This window comes from Helicobacter baculiformis (assembly GCF_900197685.1).
GTDB classification, from domain to species: domain Bacteria; phylum Campylobacterota; class Campylobacteria; order Campylobacterales; family Helicobacteraceae; genus Helicobacter; species Helicobacter baculiformis.
This window is the reverse complement of record NZ_FZMF01000015.1, coordinates 61,699-77,068: the sequence shown is the minus strand read 5'-3', so window position 1 is coordinate 77,068 and position 15,370 is coordinate 61,699. Positions and strand designations below refer to the sequence as shown.

19 protein-coding genes and 1 pseudogene are annotated in these 15,370 nt (G+C 46.3%); 9 read left to right on the top strand and 11 right to left on the bottom strand.

Annotation, left to right across the window (positions count from 1 at the left end; all coding sequences use genetic code 11):
* From C6G87_RS03860 to C6G87_RS03830, 7 genes and pseudogenes are all read right to left on the bottom strand, one after another.
* Window positions 1–186: pseudogene (locus C6G87_RS03860) on the bottom strand (phosphatidylserine decarboxylase); the annotation flags it as partial.
* Window positions 186–707 carry a DUF6115 domain-containing protein gene (locus tag C6G87_RS03855; RefSeq protein WP_104752219.1) on the bottom strand — a complete coding sequence of 174 codons (522 nt, stop codon included), beginning with the start codon at window positions 705–707 and terminating at the stop codon, window positions 186–188. The gene C6G87_RS03855 and the pseudogene C6G87_RS03860, both read right to left, overlap by 1 nt.
* Window positions 698–1,237, bottom strand: coding sequence for a hypothetical protein (locus tag C6G87_RS03850; protein ID WP_104752218.1), 540 nt, complete (start codon window positions 1,235–1,237; stop codon window positions 698–700). The genes C6G87_RS03855 and C6G87_RS03850 overlap by 10 nt, the downstream gene beginning before the upstream one ends.
* Window positions 1,230–2,105: a menaquinone biosynthesis prenyltransferase MqnP gene (gene mqnP / locus C6G87_RS03845; protein ID WP_104752217.1), complete on the bottom strand. Its 876-nt coding sequence runs from the start codon at window positions 2,103–2,105 to the stop codon at window positions 1,230–1,232. Before mqnP ends, C6G87_RS03850 begins: the two co-directional genes overlap by 8 nt.
* Window positions 2,106–2,134: 29 nt before the next feature.
* Entirely contained in the window at window positions 2,135–3,436 is a 1,302-nt protein-coding gene (locus C6G87_RS03840) for a ComEC/Rec2 family competence protein (protein ID WP_199767624.1), read from the bottom strand.
* A complete protein-coding gene (gene dnaB, locus C6G87_RS03835) occupies window positions 3,433–4,932 on the bottom strand; it encodes a replicative DNA helicase (protein ID WP_104752216.1) in 1,500 nt (499 codons plus the stop codon). The genes C6G87_RS03840 and dnaB overlap by 4 nt, the downstream gene beginning before the upstream one ends.
* Window positions 4,933–6,324, bottom strand: a complete 1,392-nt coding sequence (locus tag C6G87_RS03830; RefSeq protein ID WP_104752215.1) for an NAD(P)H-hydrate dehydratase — start codon at window positions 6,322–6,324, stop codon at window positions 4,933–4,935. It lies immediately after the preceding gene.
* A gap of 56 nt (window positions 6,325–6,380) precedes the next feature.
* Here C6G87_RS03830 and gatC point away from each other — a divergent pair, with 56 nt between their 5' ends.
* Window positions 6,381–6,653: an Asp-tRNA(Asn)/Glu-tRNA(Gln) amidotransferase subunit GatC gene (gene gatC, locus C6G87_RS03825; RefSeq protein WP_104752214.1), complete on the top strand. Its 273-nt coding sequence runs from the start codon at window positions 6,381–6,383 to the stop codon at window positions 6,651–6,653.
* On the opposite strand, the gene C6G87_RS08780 is transcribed toward gatC, so the two are convergent.
* Genes C6G87_RS08780 through C6G87_RS03805 form a run of 4 tightly spaced genes read right to left on the bottom strand, consistent with a single transcriptional unit; the run spans window position 6,650 to window position 11,211 of the window.
* Entirely contained in the window at window positions 6,650–7,699 is a 1,050-nt protein-coding gene (locus C6G87_RS08780; RefSeq protein ID WP_104752213.1) for a tetratricopeptide repeat protein, read from the bottom strand. The two genes, gatC and C6G87_RS08780, sit on opposite strands and share 4 nt — an antisense overlap.
* A gap of 47 nt (window positions 7,700–7,746) precedes the next feature.
* Window positions 7,747–9,030, bottom strand: a complete 1,284-nt coding sequence (locus C6G87_RS03815; protein WP_104752212.1) for a 2,3,4,5-tetrahydropyridine-2,6-carboxylate N-succinyltransferase — start codon at window positions 9,028–9,030, stop codon at window positions 7,747–7,749.
* On the bottom strand, window positions 9,017–10,102 hold the full coding sequence (gene ispG, locus C6G87_RS03810) for a flavodoxin-dependent (E)-4-hydroxy-3-methylbut-2-enyl-diphosphate synthase (protein ID WP_104752211.1): 1,086 nt from the start codon (window positions 10,100–10,102) through the stop codon (window positions 9,017–9,019). The genes C6G87_RS03815 and ispG overlap by 14 nt, the downstream gene beginning before the upstream one ends.
* Before the next feature lie 38 nt (window positions 10,103–10,140).
* Window positions 10,141–11,211: an ATP-binding protein gene (locus C6G87_RS03805; protein ID WP_104752210.1), complete on the bottom strand. Its 1,071-nt coding sequence runs from the start codon at window positions 11,209–11,211 to the stop codon at window positions 10,141–10,143.
* 140 nt (window positions 11,212–11,351) lie between these two features.
* Between C6G87_RS03805 and rpsJ the strand changes: the two genes are divergently transcribed.
* From rpsJ to rpsC, 8 genes are read left to right on the top strand one after another with little or no spacing between them, the layout of a single operon-like run.
* The gene (rpsJ, locus tag C6G87_RS03800; protein WP_104752209.1) at window positions 11,352–11,666 is read left to right on the top strand and encodes a 30S ribosomal protein S10; all 315 of its coding nucleotides are present in this window, start codon (window positions 11,352–11,354) and stop codon (window positions 11,664–11,666) included.
* A gap of 25 nt (window positions 11,667–11,691) precedes the next feature.
* Complete coding sequence (gene rplC / locus C6G87_RS03795) at window positions 11,692–12,264, top strand: 50S ribosomal protein L3 (RefSeq protein ID WP_104752208.1); 573 nt, start codon at window positions 11,692–11,694, stop codon at window positions 12,262–12,264.
* A 13-nt stretch (window positions 12,265–12,277) separates the two neighbouring features.
* Entirely contained in the window at window positions 12,278–12,886 is a 609-nt protein-coding gene (rplD, locus tag C6G87_RS03790; protein ID WP_104752207.1) for a 50S ribosomal protein L4, read from the top strand.
* A 10-nt stretch (window positions 12,887–12,896) separates the two neighbouring features.
* Window positions 12,897–13,178, top strand: a complete 282-nt coding sequence (locus C6G87_RS03785) for a 50S ribosomal protein L23 (protein ID WP_104752206.1) — start codon at window positions 12,897–12,899, stop codon at window positions 13,176–13,178.
* Window positions 13,179–13,187: 9 nt separating this feature from the next.
* Window positions 13,188–14,018, top strand: a complete 831-nt coding sequence (rplB, locus tag C6G87_RS03780) for a 50S ribosomal protein L2 (RefSeq protein ID WP_104752205.1) — start codon at window positions 13,188–13,190, stop codon at window positions 14,016–14,018.
* A 2-nt stretch (window positions 14,019–14,020) separates the two neighbouring features.
* Window positions 14,021–14,302 (top strand): 30S ribosomal protein S19, encoded by a 282-nt coding sequence (gene rpsS, locus C6G87_RS03775; protein ID WP_104752204.1) that lies wholly within the window; start codon window positions 14,021–14,023, stop codon window positions 14,300–14,302.
* A 31-nt stretch (window positions 14,303–14,333) separates the two neighbouring features.
* Entirely contained in the window at window positions 14,334–14,663 is a 330-nt protein-coding gene (gene rplV, locus C6G87_RS03770; protein ID WP_104752203.1) for a 50S ribosomal protein L22, read from the top strand.
* On the top strand, window positions 14,664–15,368 hold the full coding sequence (gene rpsC, locus C6G87_RS03765; RefSeq protein WP_104752202.1) for a 30S ribosomal protein S3: 705 nt from the start codon (window positions 14,664–14,666) through the stop codon (window positions 15,366–15,368). It begins immediately after the preceding gene.
* Window positions 15,369–15,370 lie beyond the last annotated feature (2 nt).

Sequence of the window (15,370 nt, the reverse complement as noted above, 5' to 3'; positions counted from 1 at the left end):
GGGGGTTTTAAGCTCTCTAGTAAAAAGGGCGTTGAGAGTGGGGTAGGTTTGCAGGGGGGCAAAGTCGCTTAGATCAATTTTAAAAATCATGGCATAAATCTTGTTGATGAGTCTTTGCACTGGGGTAGGGAAAGCACAATGGGCAAATTTGCCAAAAAGCCTTGAAGCGGTGTTAGAGAGCGCCATTATTGCATGTCCGCGAGTTTTAAAATAAATTCAATTTCGCCCTTACCCGTGCGCAATTCTTTGGCAATGGAGTCCACACTCCAACCCTCCTTGTACATGCGAATCACCTTTTTTTCATCAATATCATCATTGCTTGGGGTGAAATGCCCAAACTCCTTAAACTTGTTTTCTAGCACAATGATCTTTTCTTCTAAATAGTCGCGTTCTTTTTGAATCGAGTCTTGAATCTCCTTAAGATGGGCGTACAAATTGCTCAAACTCGCGTTCAGATTGTTATTGACTTCGTTTTTCACACTCGCCCCAATGCTAGAGGCGTTAAATTCGGCTTGCATTTGGCTTTCTTGAATCCATTTGCGGATTTTGTAAATCTCTTGATTGATCGTGTCTAGGGCTTTTTCTAGCTGTTTGGTTTTGCTGACAAATTCTTTATCTTTAATGTAGCTATAGGCGATCAGGCACAGAAAGATAAGAGCCACCACACCGGCGATAATCCAAGTAAATTCATTCGATCCTAATTGCATGTTTTTGAACCTTTCAAACTGGCTAATTCTTGAGCCGCGATATAACTATCCATTTCTTTAACGTGGCTAGCGTGCATGCGCACAACGCTCAACATGCGGCGATCAAAGGCGCGCGCGATCGCGACCAAAATTTGGTAAGGTTGCGCCAGTTTAAAGCGCAGATAATATTCACAAGGAGGGGTGAAGCTCTCTGTTTGCACTCCCATCACGCCATGCCCTAGCACGCACAGCACCCCCTGAGACTCTAGGGGTAAGAGGGGCTGTTGTTGGGCTTGCAGGGCTTGTTCTAAATGCGTAAGCTTTTCATAAATATCGCTTAGGGCTTTAAAGAGCATCGCGTCATGATCTTTGCCATGGCTGAAGGTCTGCCATGCGCGCGCGCTTTCTCTTTGCTCTAATTGCAAGTACTCCGCTTCAAAATCGGGCGTGTAGGGGGCGTATTCTACTAACAGCGCACAGGGCACTAAGCGCGTGAAATGCCCATGGGCGTGGCAGAGTTGCCTAAAGTGTTCAAGGGGCAAATCAGGCATACAGACGCACCCCAGAATCGAGCAAAATGAAGAGAAAAAACACCACCCCTAAATAGCCATTGGAGACAAAAAAGGCTTTGGGGATGTTCTTAAAATCCTTATGTACTAAGAATTGTTCGTAGATCAAAATGAGCGCAGAAACAAGCACTCCGCTAAAGGCAAGCCAACCTAAAGACGCGCTCCACACAAACCCCCCCCAACACAGCACAGCCAACACATGGGCTAAACGCGAGAACTCTAGGGTTTTTTGCGCGCCAAATTGTGCGGGCACAGAGTGCAAGCCTACACGCCTGTCAAACTCCATATCCTGCAAGGAGTAGAGCAAATCAAATCCAGCCACCCAAAAGACCACTCCCAAAGCTAAAAACACACTCCAAAGGGGGATTTGGGCTAAGATCGCCACCACGCCCGCAATGGGGGCAAGCCCCAAACTCACCCCCAAGATCGCATGGGCGAGCGCGCTAAAACGCTTCATGTAAGAATACCCCCCCAAAATTACCAAGAAAGGCAAAGAGAGCGCAAAGGCGAGATCATTGATCGCATAACTCACCCCCACAAAGAGCAAGGCATTCAACACACAAAAGCCCACCAAGCCCCAAGTTTGGATTCGCCCATCCACACTGGGGCGTTTTTGCGTACGCGGGTTAGCCTTGTCAAATTTGCGATCCACAAGGCGGTTAAAACCCATGGCAAAATTGCGCGCGCCCAAGAGGGCTAAAAGGCATAGCAACAAGAGTTTAGGTCCACACCAAAGACTAGCATAGCGTTGCACGCTGGCTACTACAATGGCAATCAAAATAAACATGCTAGAAAAAATTGTATGTTCTAACGCCACAAGCTCGCTAAATAGCTTGATCCTAGCCCACATGCCTAACCTTTAAAATTCTCTATTATAACCTAAAATCCATGAACTACTTGTAAGTAACGCCATGTTAGCGCCCCAAAGAGCCCTAAACTCAAGGCATGCACACCCCAGTAGGCATAGACATAGCGCAAGGCGCATAACGAAAGGCTAGCATAGAGTACAAGCCCCCAAAGAGGGGTGGTGTAATCAATGCTAGGGATTTGCCACTCTAGGGCTTGCAAGAGATAGGGGTCTGCAAAACCCCCCCACCCTAGCGCATGCAAAAAAAGACTGAGCGGAAAGAAGATCACAAAGACAAAACTCAAGGGGATGCTAGTGAGTTGGTAGAGACTAAAGGGGGTAAAAAACACATGCACGATGGGGAGCATGTGCAAGAAAACTACTAAATTCAAGAGCAGGGCGTAGAAAGGGGCGGGCATTTTGGGGGTGTATTTGAGAAAGAGGTAAATATAAAACACCCCACACACCGAGAGCAAAAAGCCCACCTGTCCAAGCAGTCCGGGAGAAAAGGCACAACAAAGACATATAGCCAACAAAAGTAAGGAGAAATTGAGCACTTGCAAGGCGTTATAGTAGAGTCCAAAGCCTATAAGCGCCATCACAAAGGCGCGTAAAAAAGAGGGCTGGAAGTCTAGTAAAACTAGATAAGCAAAGAGCAGGACAAACACCCCTGCGCCCAAATCGTAATGGGCGTTGCGGTAGGGGAAAAAGCGTTGTTGGAGAGGTCTGTAGAATAAAGATAGCAGGGCGTAGAAAAACGCGCCTAAAATTCCCAGATGAAACCCGCTAATGGCGATGATATGGCTAATGCCCAGTTTTGTACTCAATTCTCTAGTGGGCTTGTCTAGGGGGTCGGCTAAAAAGAGGGTGTTATAAAAATTGCCCATGCGCGAGTCTGTGTGTTGGGCGTTGAGGTGGGTGCGCAAGAAATCCTTATAATCTCTAGTGGGTTCTAGGGCGAGATAGAAAGTTTGAAAATAACACGCTTTTAAGAATTTCACAAAGGAGCAAGGAGACATCTTGCCATAGGCACGCACAAAGGCATAGCTTAGGTCTTTAATCTTTTCTTTGCTGGTGGTGTAGAGGACATTGCCATGCTGGTCTTGCAATTTTAAAACGAAGTACGCGCGCCCTTGAGAATCCACTTTAGAGTATTGCAAACGCACTTGGGCGTACACACTGATGGGTTTTTTAGCCTTGAAATGCTGGTATTGGGCGTATTTCATGCACAAGGAGAGAATCCCCACACACAACAAAACCCCCAATACGATAAACCATTCGCGCGCGTTTTGGAGTAAGGGAAGTTGGAAGGGGGATTTTTGAGAAAAGGTCAAAAGATATTGGGCACATTAAGGGTGGATTGTGCAGAGGGTGCGCTAAATGCAGTTTCCTTTTCTTCTCTCTCTTTTTCAGAGCGGTCTTCAAAACGCGTATAAGCCTTGTTAAAGGCAACTTTAATCGTGCCAATATCTCCGTTGCGGTTTTTGGCTAAAATGATCTCAGCATCCTCAACACCATGGTTTTGGTGAAAGTCTTCTTTTTTTTGAGCATTGAATTGTGCTTCTAGTTTTTTCACTTCTTCATCTTTGCCCTCTTTACGCAACTTAGCCAATAAGTCATTTTGTGCGCGCTTTTTATAGACCTCATCGCGATAGAGAAAGAGCACTTGATCGGCATCTTGCTCGATCGCCCCGCTCTCTTTGAGATCGGAGAGAATAGGGCGCTTGTCTTCACGATTTTCTAACGAGCGGTTGAGCTGACTTAGAGCAATGATAGGGATTTCTAGCTCGCGCGCTAGAACTTTGAGCCCTCTTGAAATCTCAGCGATTTGGGCATGGCGAGCAAGTTCGCTATGGTTACTAGACATCAGTTGTAAATAATCTAAGATAGCGATCCCGATTTCAGGGTGATGGGCTTTGATTTGGCGCAATTTGGAGCGTACATGCTCGAGGGTGAGGACACTGGTATCGTCGATAAATAAAGGCTTGCTCTGTAAATCTTGAGCGCATTGACTCAACTCATCCCACTGATAATCTTGTAACTTGCCTAATTTTAAATCGTGTAAATGAATGCTAGTTGCCCCGGCAAGCAGACGCAACATCAGTTGTTCCGCCCCCATTTCCATGCTAAAAAACGCCACACCCTTATTATGATTCAAGGTGGTTTGAGCGATATTGAGTACAAAACTGGTCTTACCCATAGAGGGGCGCGCCCCCACCACGATTAAGTCTCCATTCTGAAATCCTGCGGTATATTTATTGAGTTCATAAAAACCTGTATCTAAGCCTAGCATTTGGCTATTGCCTCGCAACTTTGCGTCTTCAATAAGCTTTAAAGTGTGAAGCACAACCTCACTAGAGTTTTTAAAACCCCCGCGCACATTTTGCATAGAAAGAGCATAAAGAGCGCGCTCAAGCATGTCTAAAATTTGTGGGCTGGGGCGTTCTGCAAGGCATTGTTCACGCACTTCCATAGAAATATCTAGCAATGCCCGTCTAGTAGAAGCTTGCTTGATCGCCTCTACATAGGGTTCTAAATAGGCAATAGGTGCGCTCGCCATCACCTGCAATAGACTCTCTTTATCTTTGTCTTTGGAAAGTTTGCTAAGAATTAAATTAGCGCGGATGGGTAAATTCTGTTGGTGTAGTTGAGCGCATAACTCAAAAAACAAACCATGCGCGGGGTGTAAAAAATCCACAGGCTTGAGCACGGATGCCATCTCTTCATAACGATTGCTCTCTAAGATCGCTGCTAGCACAATGCGCTCCATTTCTAGCAAGTGATCGTCTTGGGTTAATAAGTGGTTGGTTTGTGTACTGAGTGCGTGCATTTAGACCCCTATATGGCTAAGATGTGACATTAAGGTTAAAGGCGTGAGCGCGTAAGAATGCGCGTGAGCGCGCCCAATCAGTGCGTGGGCTAAACTCGCATTCAAGGCTGCATCTAAGGGGCTATAACCCTGTGCGAGCAGGCTTGCTACCATGCCTGCTAACACATCTCCACTCCCCGCCTTAGCCAAAGAAGGCGCGCCTAAGGGATTGATGTAAATTTGCCCGTGGTGGGCAATGTAAGGATTAGCTCCCTTTAGTAGGACTACAATATGGGGGTAGGCTTGGCTAAAGGCGTGTAAATACTCTAAGCGCGATTGAAGCACTTGAGGCAACTCCACTTCAAAGCCCACCGCACGCAAAAGCCCAACAAATTCTTTAGGGTGGGGGGTGAGTACCAGCTGGTGATATTGCTCTAAAATTTCTTTGAGGGTGGGGGTGTAAAACATGTCCGCATCCAACACGCACGCCCCCTGTTCTAACATCGCCTGCGCATAGGGAGGTAACACCTCCCCCATGCCCATGCCCAGCGCAAAAGCGTTGGCTTGGGGGGGGACATCGCGCGCATACATCAACTCTAGGGGTTTGAGGCGCGCTAACTCTAAATCCCCTAGCACGCTCACCAAGCCCGCCCCAAAGCGCAGAGCCGCTAAAGCGCATAGCAAGCCCGCCCCGCTGTGTACCCCCACCCCCACGCATACATGCCCAAAATACCCCTTGTGTACATGGTGCTTAGATCGCACAGGCAAGATCAAATCTTGCTCTTCTAACATCAAAAGATCGCTAGGCTCTTCATAGAGTCCGCGCCCCACCCCCAAATCCCCTACTACAATCTCTCCTACAAAATCCTTAGCCATATCGCTAAAGAGCGCGGCTTTGAGCGCGCCCATGCTAATGGTTTTGTCCGCCTTAAACGCCAAAGTGCCTATGCGCCCCTGTGAATCCAACCCGCTGGGCACATCGCAAGCAATTTTGACTCCCTCTAGCGCATTTAAGCGCGCTATGAGAGCTTGATCTGCCGCGCGCAATTCTCCCTTAAAGCCTGAGCCATATAGACAATCCATCACGATGCCACAGGGCTCAATGTCTTCTAATAGCAAAACCCCCGCGCGCAACGCCCGATCAAATTGTACTTGGCATAGCGCGCTTTTAGGGGGTTTGTGCGCGTAACAACACACCTCATAAGCGCTTCCTTGCAAGCGGCGCGCTAAGGCATAGCCATCGCCCCCATTATCCCCGCTCCCACACACCACCAGCACGCGCGCGGGAGGATATTGATAGATGGCTTGTTGCAAAGCCATCGCGGCGTTCTCCATTAAGAGTTCTGCACTGAGTACAAAGCGTTCTTGCGCGCGCGTGTCTAATTCCCGCGTGCTAGAATAGACAAATTGCATACAAACCTTTCTTTTTGATTCCAAGACATGCTAGAATTGCCCTAAAAAGGATTTTTATGCGCATCGATCAAGCCTTGTTAGAGAGATTGGCCAAACTCTCCATGTTAGAGATCCAAGAACCCCAACTCCAAGAACATTTAGAAGAGATTCTAGTTTTCATGGACGCCCTCAATAGCCTGGATTTGGAGAACACCCCCTCCTTGCAACAGCCCCCCACTGCTTTAAGAGCCGACACTCCCCACCCACAGCCTAGCATCGCCCCAGACATCTTAAGCCATGCTCCTAACACCCAAGAGGGGTTTTTTATCGTGCCTAAGATTTTGGGCTAGCGTTCTAGGGACATGAAGAGTCGCCCGTAATTAGGGTTAGCTTTTAGGAGTTTTTCCTTAAATAACCCGTAGTTATCGCACCCTGATTGCAAGCCGTAATTACAAACATAAGAGAAAAGATCCAAAGCGCGTTGATCGTTTTGGGGCACACCTAGCCCTTTTTGATAGAGCACACCCAAATTATTGCACCCTGAAAGATTCCCTCCCTGACAGGCGCGCTCAAAGTACTTCGCTGCAAAGAAATTATTCACCGGCACGCCCTTAGCCCCATGCGCATAAATCCAACCCAAATTCGCACAGCCCTGAATATCTCCCGCATTACAGGCCAAATAATTCAAATCCACATTGCTCAACTGCGCTTTGTTGATCCCATAAATATTTTTCACATTAGACATCAATCCTAAATTATAGCACCCCAAATCACTGCCATGCTCACATGCGTATTTATAATATTCTATAGCCTTGTAATAGTCCTTAGGTACACCCACTCCATTAGCATACATCCAGCCTAAATTATTACACGCGAGCACATCGCCTCCAGAGCAACCCACCGCGTAGAGTTGGGCGGCTTTTTCTTTGTCGTCCAAAGTGGCTTGTTTCTTCGAGTCGTAAACTTGTGCCAAATTTGCGCACGCGCTCGCATCCCCTCCGCTACAGCCCATTTCATAGTAGCGTTGTGCTTTGTCCATGTCAGTTTGGATTCCCACGCCATTTTCATACATCGTACCCACCGCAAAACATCCAGCCGGGTTGCCCTGATCGCAAGATTTAGCAAAGAGTTTAAAGGCGCCATGATAGTCCCCCCTTTTGACCGCCACAATCCCCGCGCTCAAGGCATCTTGTGCTAAGATGGGAGGGGTTAAATGATCGCTCATGGGAGGAGTGGCAGGAGGTTGGGCCAAAGTAGGGGGGGTTTTGGGAGGTAAGGGAGGGACTACGGGAGTTTGTGTGTTTTGAGGGACTTGTACGGGAGCGGGGTCTGCACCATAAAGACAGAGAGCACAAGCCAAACAACCCAACCACGCCCTAAAAATCCAAGCCTTCATACAACCCCTTTAAACTTAAAGCCCTCATTCTAGCACAAAAAGCCTTACTAGCGGTGCAAGTTCGTATTCAGAGCAATTTTACGCACGCTTCTAAAGGCGATCATCTTACCACTTTGACTTTCCTGACGGAAATGTATACCATGTAAATTTGAGAGTTCCTTACCTTTATAAAGCGCTTCGTCTCTGAGAGTAAAGTTGGGGTTGATTTTTTGTAATTCTTTGGCTTGTTGGGGAGTAATCTCAAAAATGGTGCCGGCCAATACTCCAATCCCCGCATCCACGATACACCCATCGCCCAAACTAATCCCTAGTACGCAATTAGCCCCTAACAGGCAATTCTTGCCAATGCTAATGGGCTGGCTATTGCCCCCAGAGAGCACCCCTAGCACGCTGGCTCCCCCGCCGATATCTGTTCCCTCGCCTACCATCACAGAGGAGCTAATGCGTCCCTCATTCATGCAAGCCCCCTCCACGCCTGCGTTGAAATTAATATAACTGGCCCCGGGCATTTGGGTATACCCCCCCTTGCCTAAATACGCCCCAAAGCGCGTTTTTGCGCTATCGAGCAGGCGGATATTGTCCGCTTGGGGCAAGACTTGCATGAGATAGCGAGGGAATTTATCTATGAAGTCGATACAAGGGTATTTATCTTGCATCTTCAAGGTAATTTCTTCCTCTTTGAGCCATTCTAACTCATAAGCATGCTGTCCACTCCATGCCACATTGGGTAGCAAACCGAAAATGCCCTCTAAATTTAAAGAGCGCAGGGGAGCTTTGCCTAAAGAGAGGGCGAGCAATTTCATATAAACGCTCTCTAAACTTTGGCAGGGCTTGTCTGCATAGATCACCACAAGGTGGTAGTTATGATGGTACTGGGTAGAAAAACCTAGAGTATGTTCTTTGGTGGAAATTTCACAGCTTGGGTGCACTTCTCGGACTAGAGGAGTATAGAGCTGATTATTTTCTAAAGCTTTGGTAAGCTCTAAGATCACTTGAATATTTTTATGGCTGTTTTTATGATGTAAGACTTCTTGTAAAAAAGGAGCGTAAAGCTCTAAAGCGCGTTGGATAAAGTTCTTATCAATCCCATAGACCGCCTCGCTCACCAAGCCCTCTTCTTGCGTGTATAAGGGGCTAGCATGCTTGATCGACTCCATAAACACCGCATAAGACCCCAAACACTCCTCCCCCCAATTCAAAACTGGGAAAGTGGCGCACAGGGGTTTGGCGCTCTTTTGCCCGCGCGCAATCTTGGCGATCCCAAAGGCGAGGGGTTTTCTGTATTCAGGGGAGTTTTGATAATCGCTCACGAAAAGTTTAAATTTTTGCATGGGTATCCTCTTTTTGTTGTTCTAAAGCTAAGGTTTGTACTTCTGTCACAAAGGTTTCTAAAAGTTGGTCTTCGGGCAGTTTGTGGATCACCTTGCCCTTCTTGATAATGAGTCCGCTTTTTTTGCCAAAGGCAATCGCGATGTCGGCATGCTTGGCTTCGCCCAAGGCGTTGACCACACAGCCCATCACGCTCACATCTAAGGGGATTTTAATATGGGCTAGGCGTTGCTCCACTTGGCTCATCAAAGCCACTAGATTAGATTCAATGCGCCCACAAGTGGGGCAGGAGATAAAAGTGATGCCCTCCTTTTGCCGCCCGCTATAGCGCAAGATCGCCTTAGCCACGCGAATCTCTTCTTCTAACTCCCCGGTGATGGAGACGCGAATCGTATCTCCGATCCCCTCTCTGAGCAACTGCCCTAGAGCCATCGCGCTTTTAATGCTAGAATGAAACAAACTCCCCGCTTCGGTAACCCCTAAATGGAAGGGATAGGGCACTAGGGGGCGGAGCTGTTGGTAGGCTGACACGGTGCGCTCCACATCGCTAGCTTTTAGCGACACCTTGATATTGCTAAAGCCCGCATCTTCTAAAAGCTTGATATTATAAAGGGCAGATTGCACCATCCCTTGAGGGGTCGCGCCGTATTTGAGCTCAAAGGGCTTTTCTAAACTGCCCCCATTGACCCCAATGCGAATGGGCAAATTGCGCGCGTTGCAAGCCTTAGCCACCGCCTTAATTTTCTCGCAAGAACCGATATTGCCCGGGTTAATGCGAATCGCATCCACACTCTCAGCAGCGATCAAGGCAAATTGGTAATGGAAGTGAATATCTGCAATGAGGGGCAAGCAAGAGACTTTTTTGAGCTCTTTGAGCGCGAGCGCGTCTTTTTTATGGGGCACAGCCACGCGCACCAAATCGGCCCCGGCTAATTTCAAGCGATCGATCTGACTCTTGGTCGTAGCAATGTCGTGCGTCTTGCTAAAGGTCATGCTCTGGGTGCTAATGGGCGCATCGCCCCCAATTGCCACCCCCCCGATAGAAACTTGTTTAGTCAGTATGCGTGGGCGCAAAAATGTCCTTAATTTTTAGGGCATTATAGCTAATTCGCCTATAGAGTGGGCAAGATTTCTAAGACGAAGGTACTAAAGCTACAGGCGTGGTAAGTGCATGTGCCAATTTTACCTTGTTTCTCAAAATTGATCGTGATGATGAAGAGTTGTTGAGGGGGATTGTATTTTAAAAGATTTTTAAGTTTATATTCTAAATTTTCTAGGGTAGGAAAGGCTAAGGCGAGAAAATAAAAAGTTATTGTAGAGGAGTGTACCACTAAAAAGGGGTGTTGGCAGTAAAGATGCTCAAAATAACGGATCAATTCTAGAGCAACCATATTTTCAAAGACGCAGGGTAGATGGTGAGTTGGGGTTAAAGCATATGGTAGAGAAAAATCACTAAAATAAAGTTTACGTGGCTTTGAGGGAGCACGACAATGAGGAATGAGAAAAATACTCTGACTTTCTTGCAAAAAACGCATCAGGGCATAAAAGGTATCTTTGGAGAGTTTAAGGGTTTTTTTAAGTTGGATATAGAGATGATGAGTGGTTACATTCAAAGCTTGGAAGCGTAATAGGGCTTTAAAGAGGGGGAATTGTGTTCCTAAGAAAAGTTTATAAATTTCTTGTTTGCGGTGGATTTTTTGAAAGGGGTTTAAATGCAAAGTGGCGGGACAATTACCTTCTTTAAGAAAACGCGCAAAAAGGGTGCTTCTAGATTCTTTTTTGTAAGCACAAACATATTCAGCAAAATTTAAAGGTAGGATTTTTTGAGCGCTAAAACCTTGAGGTATGGGTGTGGGGGTGAACTGAATCAAAATGATATGCTCCAGAGGAGGCAAAAATAAATCTGAAGGGCAGTGCTTAGCAATCAGAATATCCATCTTGTTTTCAAGATGTAATGTCAATAGAATTTCTTTAAGATAGTTTATTTCTAAGCGTGTGTCATTGCCATCTACATAAACAGGGTGTTTAAAGTCGCGCGCTAGAGCTAAAGCGCACATACTCTTACCCACTTTGGCACTTCCATAGAGCAAAAGCTTAGAAGGTTTGAGAGCATAGAATCTAGGCAGTAACTCTTTTTGAGTGAGTGCATGGGCAAAATTCTCTTGCAAAATGGTATCTAGCATGTACGCATATTAGCAATTTTTCCTTGAAATAAGGAAAGTATCAATTAATCCAAGTGCCTAAGAAAGGCTTAATGCTTGACTATTGTGTCATTTTTGCCTAAAATCAGAGCTTTTAATTTGAAAGCCCTAAAGAGGAATACATGGAAAAAATACGCTTGAAGCTCAAGGCTTATGACCATAGGGTATTGGATCGATCAGTGGTAGCAATTGTGGAGGCGGTAAAAAGATCAGGTTCTGAGATTCGCGGACCCATCCCTCTGCCTACACGCAACAAACGCTACACGGTCTTGCGTTCTCCCCATATCAATAAAGATTCTAGAGAGCAATTTGAAATCCGCGTACATAGTCGCCTAATTGATATTATGTCGGCAACACCTGAGACCGTGGACAGCTTAATGAAGCTAGATTTAGCTCCTGAGGTAGATGTAGAAGTCACATCTATGGAAGGCAAATAAGCACCACCAAGATGAAGGATTGAAAATGGAGTATTTAGTTCAAAAAATAGGCATGAGTCGGGTTGTAGGAACACAAAGTATGGCAGTTACTTTACTCAAAGTTTTAGAAAGTAAGGTCTGTGCCATCTATGACAAGCAGGTCTTAGTTGCCTATCCTTTGCACAAAAAGCACAATAAATCCATTGCAGGACAACAAAAAAAATACCAGCTTAGCAAGGAGTTTAACCGCTTTGCCACTTTGCAAGCACAAGTAGACCAGCTAGGCGATCTGCCTTTAGAACCCTTAGAAAATGCTAAGCGCATTAAGGCGACTTTCTACACAAAGGGGCGTGGGTTTAGTGGAGCTATGAAGCGCTGGAACTTTCAAGGCGGACCAGCAGCACATGGGAGTCGCTTTCATCGCCGTTTGGGGTCTATTGGGAATAGAGAATGGCCCGGGCGCGTACAAAAGGGTAAGAAAATGGCAGGGCATTATGGGAACGAGAAAGTAACCTGTCATAATGAAGTGCTTTCCTTCGATAGGGAAAGCAAAATTTTGGTGCTTAAAGGTTCTGTGGTGGGTTATGCCGGAGCCTATGGCAGGATTGCTATTAAATAGGTAAAGGGAGAGCATGAAAGCAAGAGTGTTGAATCAGCAATGCGAGCAGGTGGGGGAGTTGGACCTGCCCGCACGCTTCAAAGAGATCAAAGAGCACAACTTATATCTATATGTCAAGTATTACCGTGCTCAAGCTAGAGCTAATAGCGCGCAAACTAAAAATCGCGGCGCAGTGAGCGGGGGAGGCAAGAAGCCGTGGAACCAAAAAGGTGGAGGACGCGCGCGCGCAGGAAGTATCACTTCACCTATCTTTGTAGGTGGGGGAGTTTCCCATGGGGCGACCAATGAGCGTAATTACGATCTTAAGATTAATAAAAAGCAGAAAAAGCTCGCGTTGGAATACGCTTTGGGGCAAAAGGCTTTAGCAGAGAAGTTACTTGTAGTAGATAAAGTAGACATCATTAGCAAGAAAACTAAGGACGCATACGCGTTCTTGCAAGGCTTAAAGCAAAGGGATGTGCTTGTAATCACAGAGCAGCTACAAGAGCATAACTATCTTGCTTTTAGAAATTTAAAAAGTTGTTATGTGGTAGAAACAAGCGAGGTCAACGCCTATCTCGTCGCAACCTATAGTGCAGTTGTGGTGGAAAAAGCGGTGTTCGAAGCGCTTGTAACAGCTTAAAGGAGAGTGCATGGCAGACATCACCGATATCAAGTCCATACTTTACACAGAAAAATCCCTATCCATGCAGGAAAGTGGAGTTATCGTAGTGCAAACCGCTGTGGGCGTGAGTAAAAACCAGCTCAAGGCGATTTTTAAGGATTATTTTGGATTTGTACCCTTGAAAATCAACGCACTTAGGCGACAAGGGAAGATTAAACGCTTTAGGGGCAGGTTAGGACAAAGGGTTGGCACGAAGAAGTTTTATGTCAAACTTCCTAAAGATGCCAATATTACTGCATTGAGCGCATAAGGATAGAGCATGGCAATTAAAACTTACAAACCCTATACCCCCAGCCGTCGCTTCATGAGCGGTTTGGATTCTAAAGATATTAGCGCTAAGCCTAGTGTGCGTAAGCTTTTGATTAAGCTCCCTGCGCACGCGGGTAGGAACCACAGTGGGAAGATTACTAGTCGCCACAAAGAAGCTGGAGCCAAGAGGCTTTATCGTATCATCGATTTCAAGCGCAATAAATTTGGTGTAGAGGGTAAGGTAGCTAGTATTGAGTATGACCCTTACCGCAACGCACGCATTGCTCTAGTAGTTTACCCTGACGGAGACAAGCGCTATATCTTGCAGCCTAGCGGGTTAAAGGTGGGTGATGCGATTGTTGCTGCTGAGGAAGGTTTAGATATTAAGATAGGCTTTGCAATGAAGCTTAGGAGTATTCCCATTGGGACTATTGTGCACAATATTGAAATGCACCCGGGGGCAGGGGGGCAACTAGCTAGAAGTGCGGGCATGAGTGCACAAATTATGGGTAGAGAGGGTAAGTATACGATTTTAAGAATGCCTAGTGGCGAAATGCGCTATATCCTAAGCGAGTGCATGGCAAGTATTGGTGTGGTAGGTAATGAGGATTTTATCAACACTAGTATTGGCAAAGCCGGGCGTAACCGCTATAAACGCGTCAGACCACAGACACGGGGTAGCGCGATGAACCCGGTAGATCACCCTCATGGTGGTGGTGAAGGTAAGACTGGCTCTAGTGGGCATCCCATGTCACCATGGGGTGTTCCAGCTAAAGGCTATAAAACAAGACGCAAAAAAGCAAGCGATCGTTTGATTATTTCAAGAAAGAAGGGTAAATAGCGATGGGAAGGTCAATTAAAAAAGGTCCTTTCGTTGACAAACATCTGATGGATAAGACGCTCAAACATAAAGCCAAAAAGGACAATAGACCCATTAAGACATGGTCGAGACGTAGCACCATTTTGCCTGAAATGATTGGTTTAACCTACAGCGTGCACAATGGTAGGATTTTTATCCCCGTTTATATCACTGAAAACCATGTTGGCTACAAGCTAGGCGAATTTGCGCCTACACGCACCTTCAAGGGACACAAAGGCACAGTACAAAAAAAGATAGGTAAGTAGACATGGCACATTATCACATAAAGGAATGCAAATGAGCACGGCGTTACTGAGGTACAGCAGGCTCTCGCCCACCAAAGCTAGATTGTTAGCTAGACAGGTTCAGGGCATGAACGCGGAAGTGGCAATTGCACGCTTGGAGTTCACTCCCAATAAAGCTGCGAGAATTCTTTCCAAAGTAATTAGCGCAGCAGTTTACAATGGTGGGTATGATTCTAAATCTGTCGCTGTGCTCTCTTGCCGTGTCGATGCTGGACCTGTTCTTAAGCGCCACATGCCCCGCGCTAGAGGCAGAGCAACAGCAATTAGAAAACCCACAACCCATATTCTAGTTAAAGTAGGTAAGCAAGGGGGAGATAAGTAGATGGGTCAGAAGGTTAATCCAATTGGTTTAAGGTTAGGGATCAATAGAAATTGGGCTTCTAGGTGGTTTCCCGGAGCTAGCGACACGGTGGGCAATATTGAGGAAGATTACAAGATTCGTAAATTCCTAAAGAAAGAGCTCTATTATGCAGGTGTAAGCGAGATTGTGATCGAGCGCGCAGCTAAGAAGTTGCGCATCACCGTGGTAGCTGCTAGACCCGGTTTAATTATTGGTAAAAAGGGCGTAGATATTGAAAAGATCAAGCTCTCCTTAAAAGAGTTGATTAAGAAAGAAATTTCTGTCAATATTAAGGAGGTTAAGCGTCCCCAAGCTGATGCCCAGCTTGCTGCCGAGAATGTCGCTACTCAGCTAGAAAAACGCGTGGCGTTCAGGCGGGCGATGAAAAAGGTCATGCAAACAGCAATGAAATCAGGAGCAAGAGGGATTAAAGTGCGTGTTTCAGGGCGTTTAGCGGGGGCTGAGATCGCGCGCACAGAATGGTACATGGAAGGGCGCGTACCTTTGCATACCTTGCGTGCTAAGATCGATTATGGCTTTGCAGAGGCAATGACTGTTTATGGAATCATTGGTGTCAAAGTTTGGATCTTTAAAGGTGAAGTTTTGCAAAAAGGTATCCAGTCTGAAAAGCGAGAAGAGGAAAGTGACGAGAGAGTCGGCAGACGCACTAAAAGAGGGAGAGAATAGTC

What these genes read in the sequence shown, in the direction of transcription:
- C6G87_RS03855 (WP_104752219.1), bottom strand. Translation starts at nt 707, where the DNA reads ATGCAATTAGGATCGAATGAATTTACTTGGATTATCGCCGGTGTGGTG.
- C6G87_RS03850 (WP_104752218.1), bottom strand. Translation starts at nt 1,237, where the DNA reads ATGCCTGATTTGCCCCTTGAACACTTTAGGCAACTCTGCCACGCCCAT.
- mqnP (WP_104752217.1), bottom strand. Translation starts at nt 2,105, where the DNA reads ATGTGGGCTAGGATCAAGCTATTTAGCGAGCTTGTGGCGTTAGAACAT.
- dnaB (WP_104752216.1), bottom strand. Translation starts at nt 4,932, where the DNA reads ATGCACGCACTCAGTACACAAACCAACCACTTATTAACCCAAGACGAT.
- C6G87_RS03830 (WP_104752215.1), bottom strand. Translation starts at nt 6,324, where the DNA reads ATGCAATTTGTCTATTCTAGCACGCGGGAATTAGACACGCGCGCGCAA.
- gatC (WP_104752214.1), top strand. Translation starts at nt 6,381, where the DNA reads ATGCGCATCGATCAAGCCTTGTTAGAGAGATTGGCCAAACTCTCCATG.
- C6G87_RS08780 (WP_104752213.1), bottom strand. Translation starts at nt 7,699, where the DNA reads ATGAAGGCTTGGATTTTTAGGGCGTGGTTGGGTTGTTTGGCTTGTGCT.
- C6G87_RS03815 (WP_104752212.1), bottom strand. Translation starts at nt 9,030, where the DNA reads ATGCAAAAATTTAAACTTTTCGTGAGCGATTATCAAAACTCCCCTGAA.
- C6G87_RS03805 (WP_104752210.1), bottom strand. Translation starts at nt 11,211, where the DNA reads ATGCTAGATACCATTTTGCAAGAGAATTTTGCCCATGCACTCACTCAA.
- rpsJ (WP_104752209.1), top strand. Translation starts at nt 11,352, where the DNA reads ATGGAAAAAATACGCTTGAAGCTCAAGGCTTATGACCATAGGGTATTG.
- rplC (WP_104752208.1), top strand. Translation starts at nt 11,692, where the DNA reads ATGGAGTATTTAGTTCAAAAAATAGGCATGAGTCGGGTTGTAGGAACA.
- rplD (WP_104752207.1), top strand. Translation starts at nt 12,278, where the DNA reads ATGAAAGCAAGAGTGTTGAATCAGCAATGCGAGCAGGTGGGGGAGTTG.
- C6G87_RS03785 (WP_104752206.1), top strand. Translation starts at nt 12,897, where the DNA reads ATGGCAGACATCACCGATATCAAGTCCATACTTTACACAGAAAAATCC.
- rplB (WP_104752205.1), top strand. Translation starts at nt 13,188, where the DNA reads ATGGCAATTAAAACTTACAAACCCTATACCCCCAGCCGTCGCTTCATG.
- rpsS (WP_104752204.1), top strand. Translation starts at nt 14,021, where the DNA reads ATGGGAAGGTCAATTAAAAAAGGTCCTTTCGTTGACAAACATCTGATG.
- rplV (WP_104752203.1), top strand. Translation starts at nt 14,334, where the DNA reads ATGAGCACGGCGTTACTGAGGTACAGCAGGCTCTCGCCCACCAAAGCT.
- rpsC (WP_104752202.1), top strand. Translation starts at nt 14,664, where the DNA reads ATGGGTCAGAAGGTTAATCCAATTGGTTTAAGGTTAGGGATCAATAGA.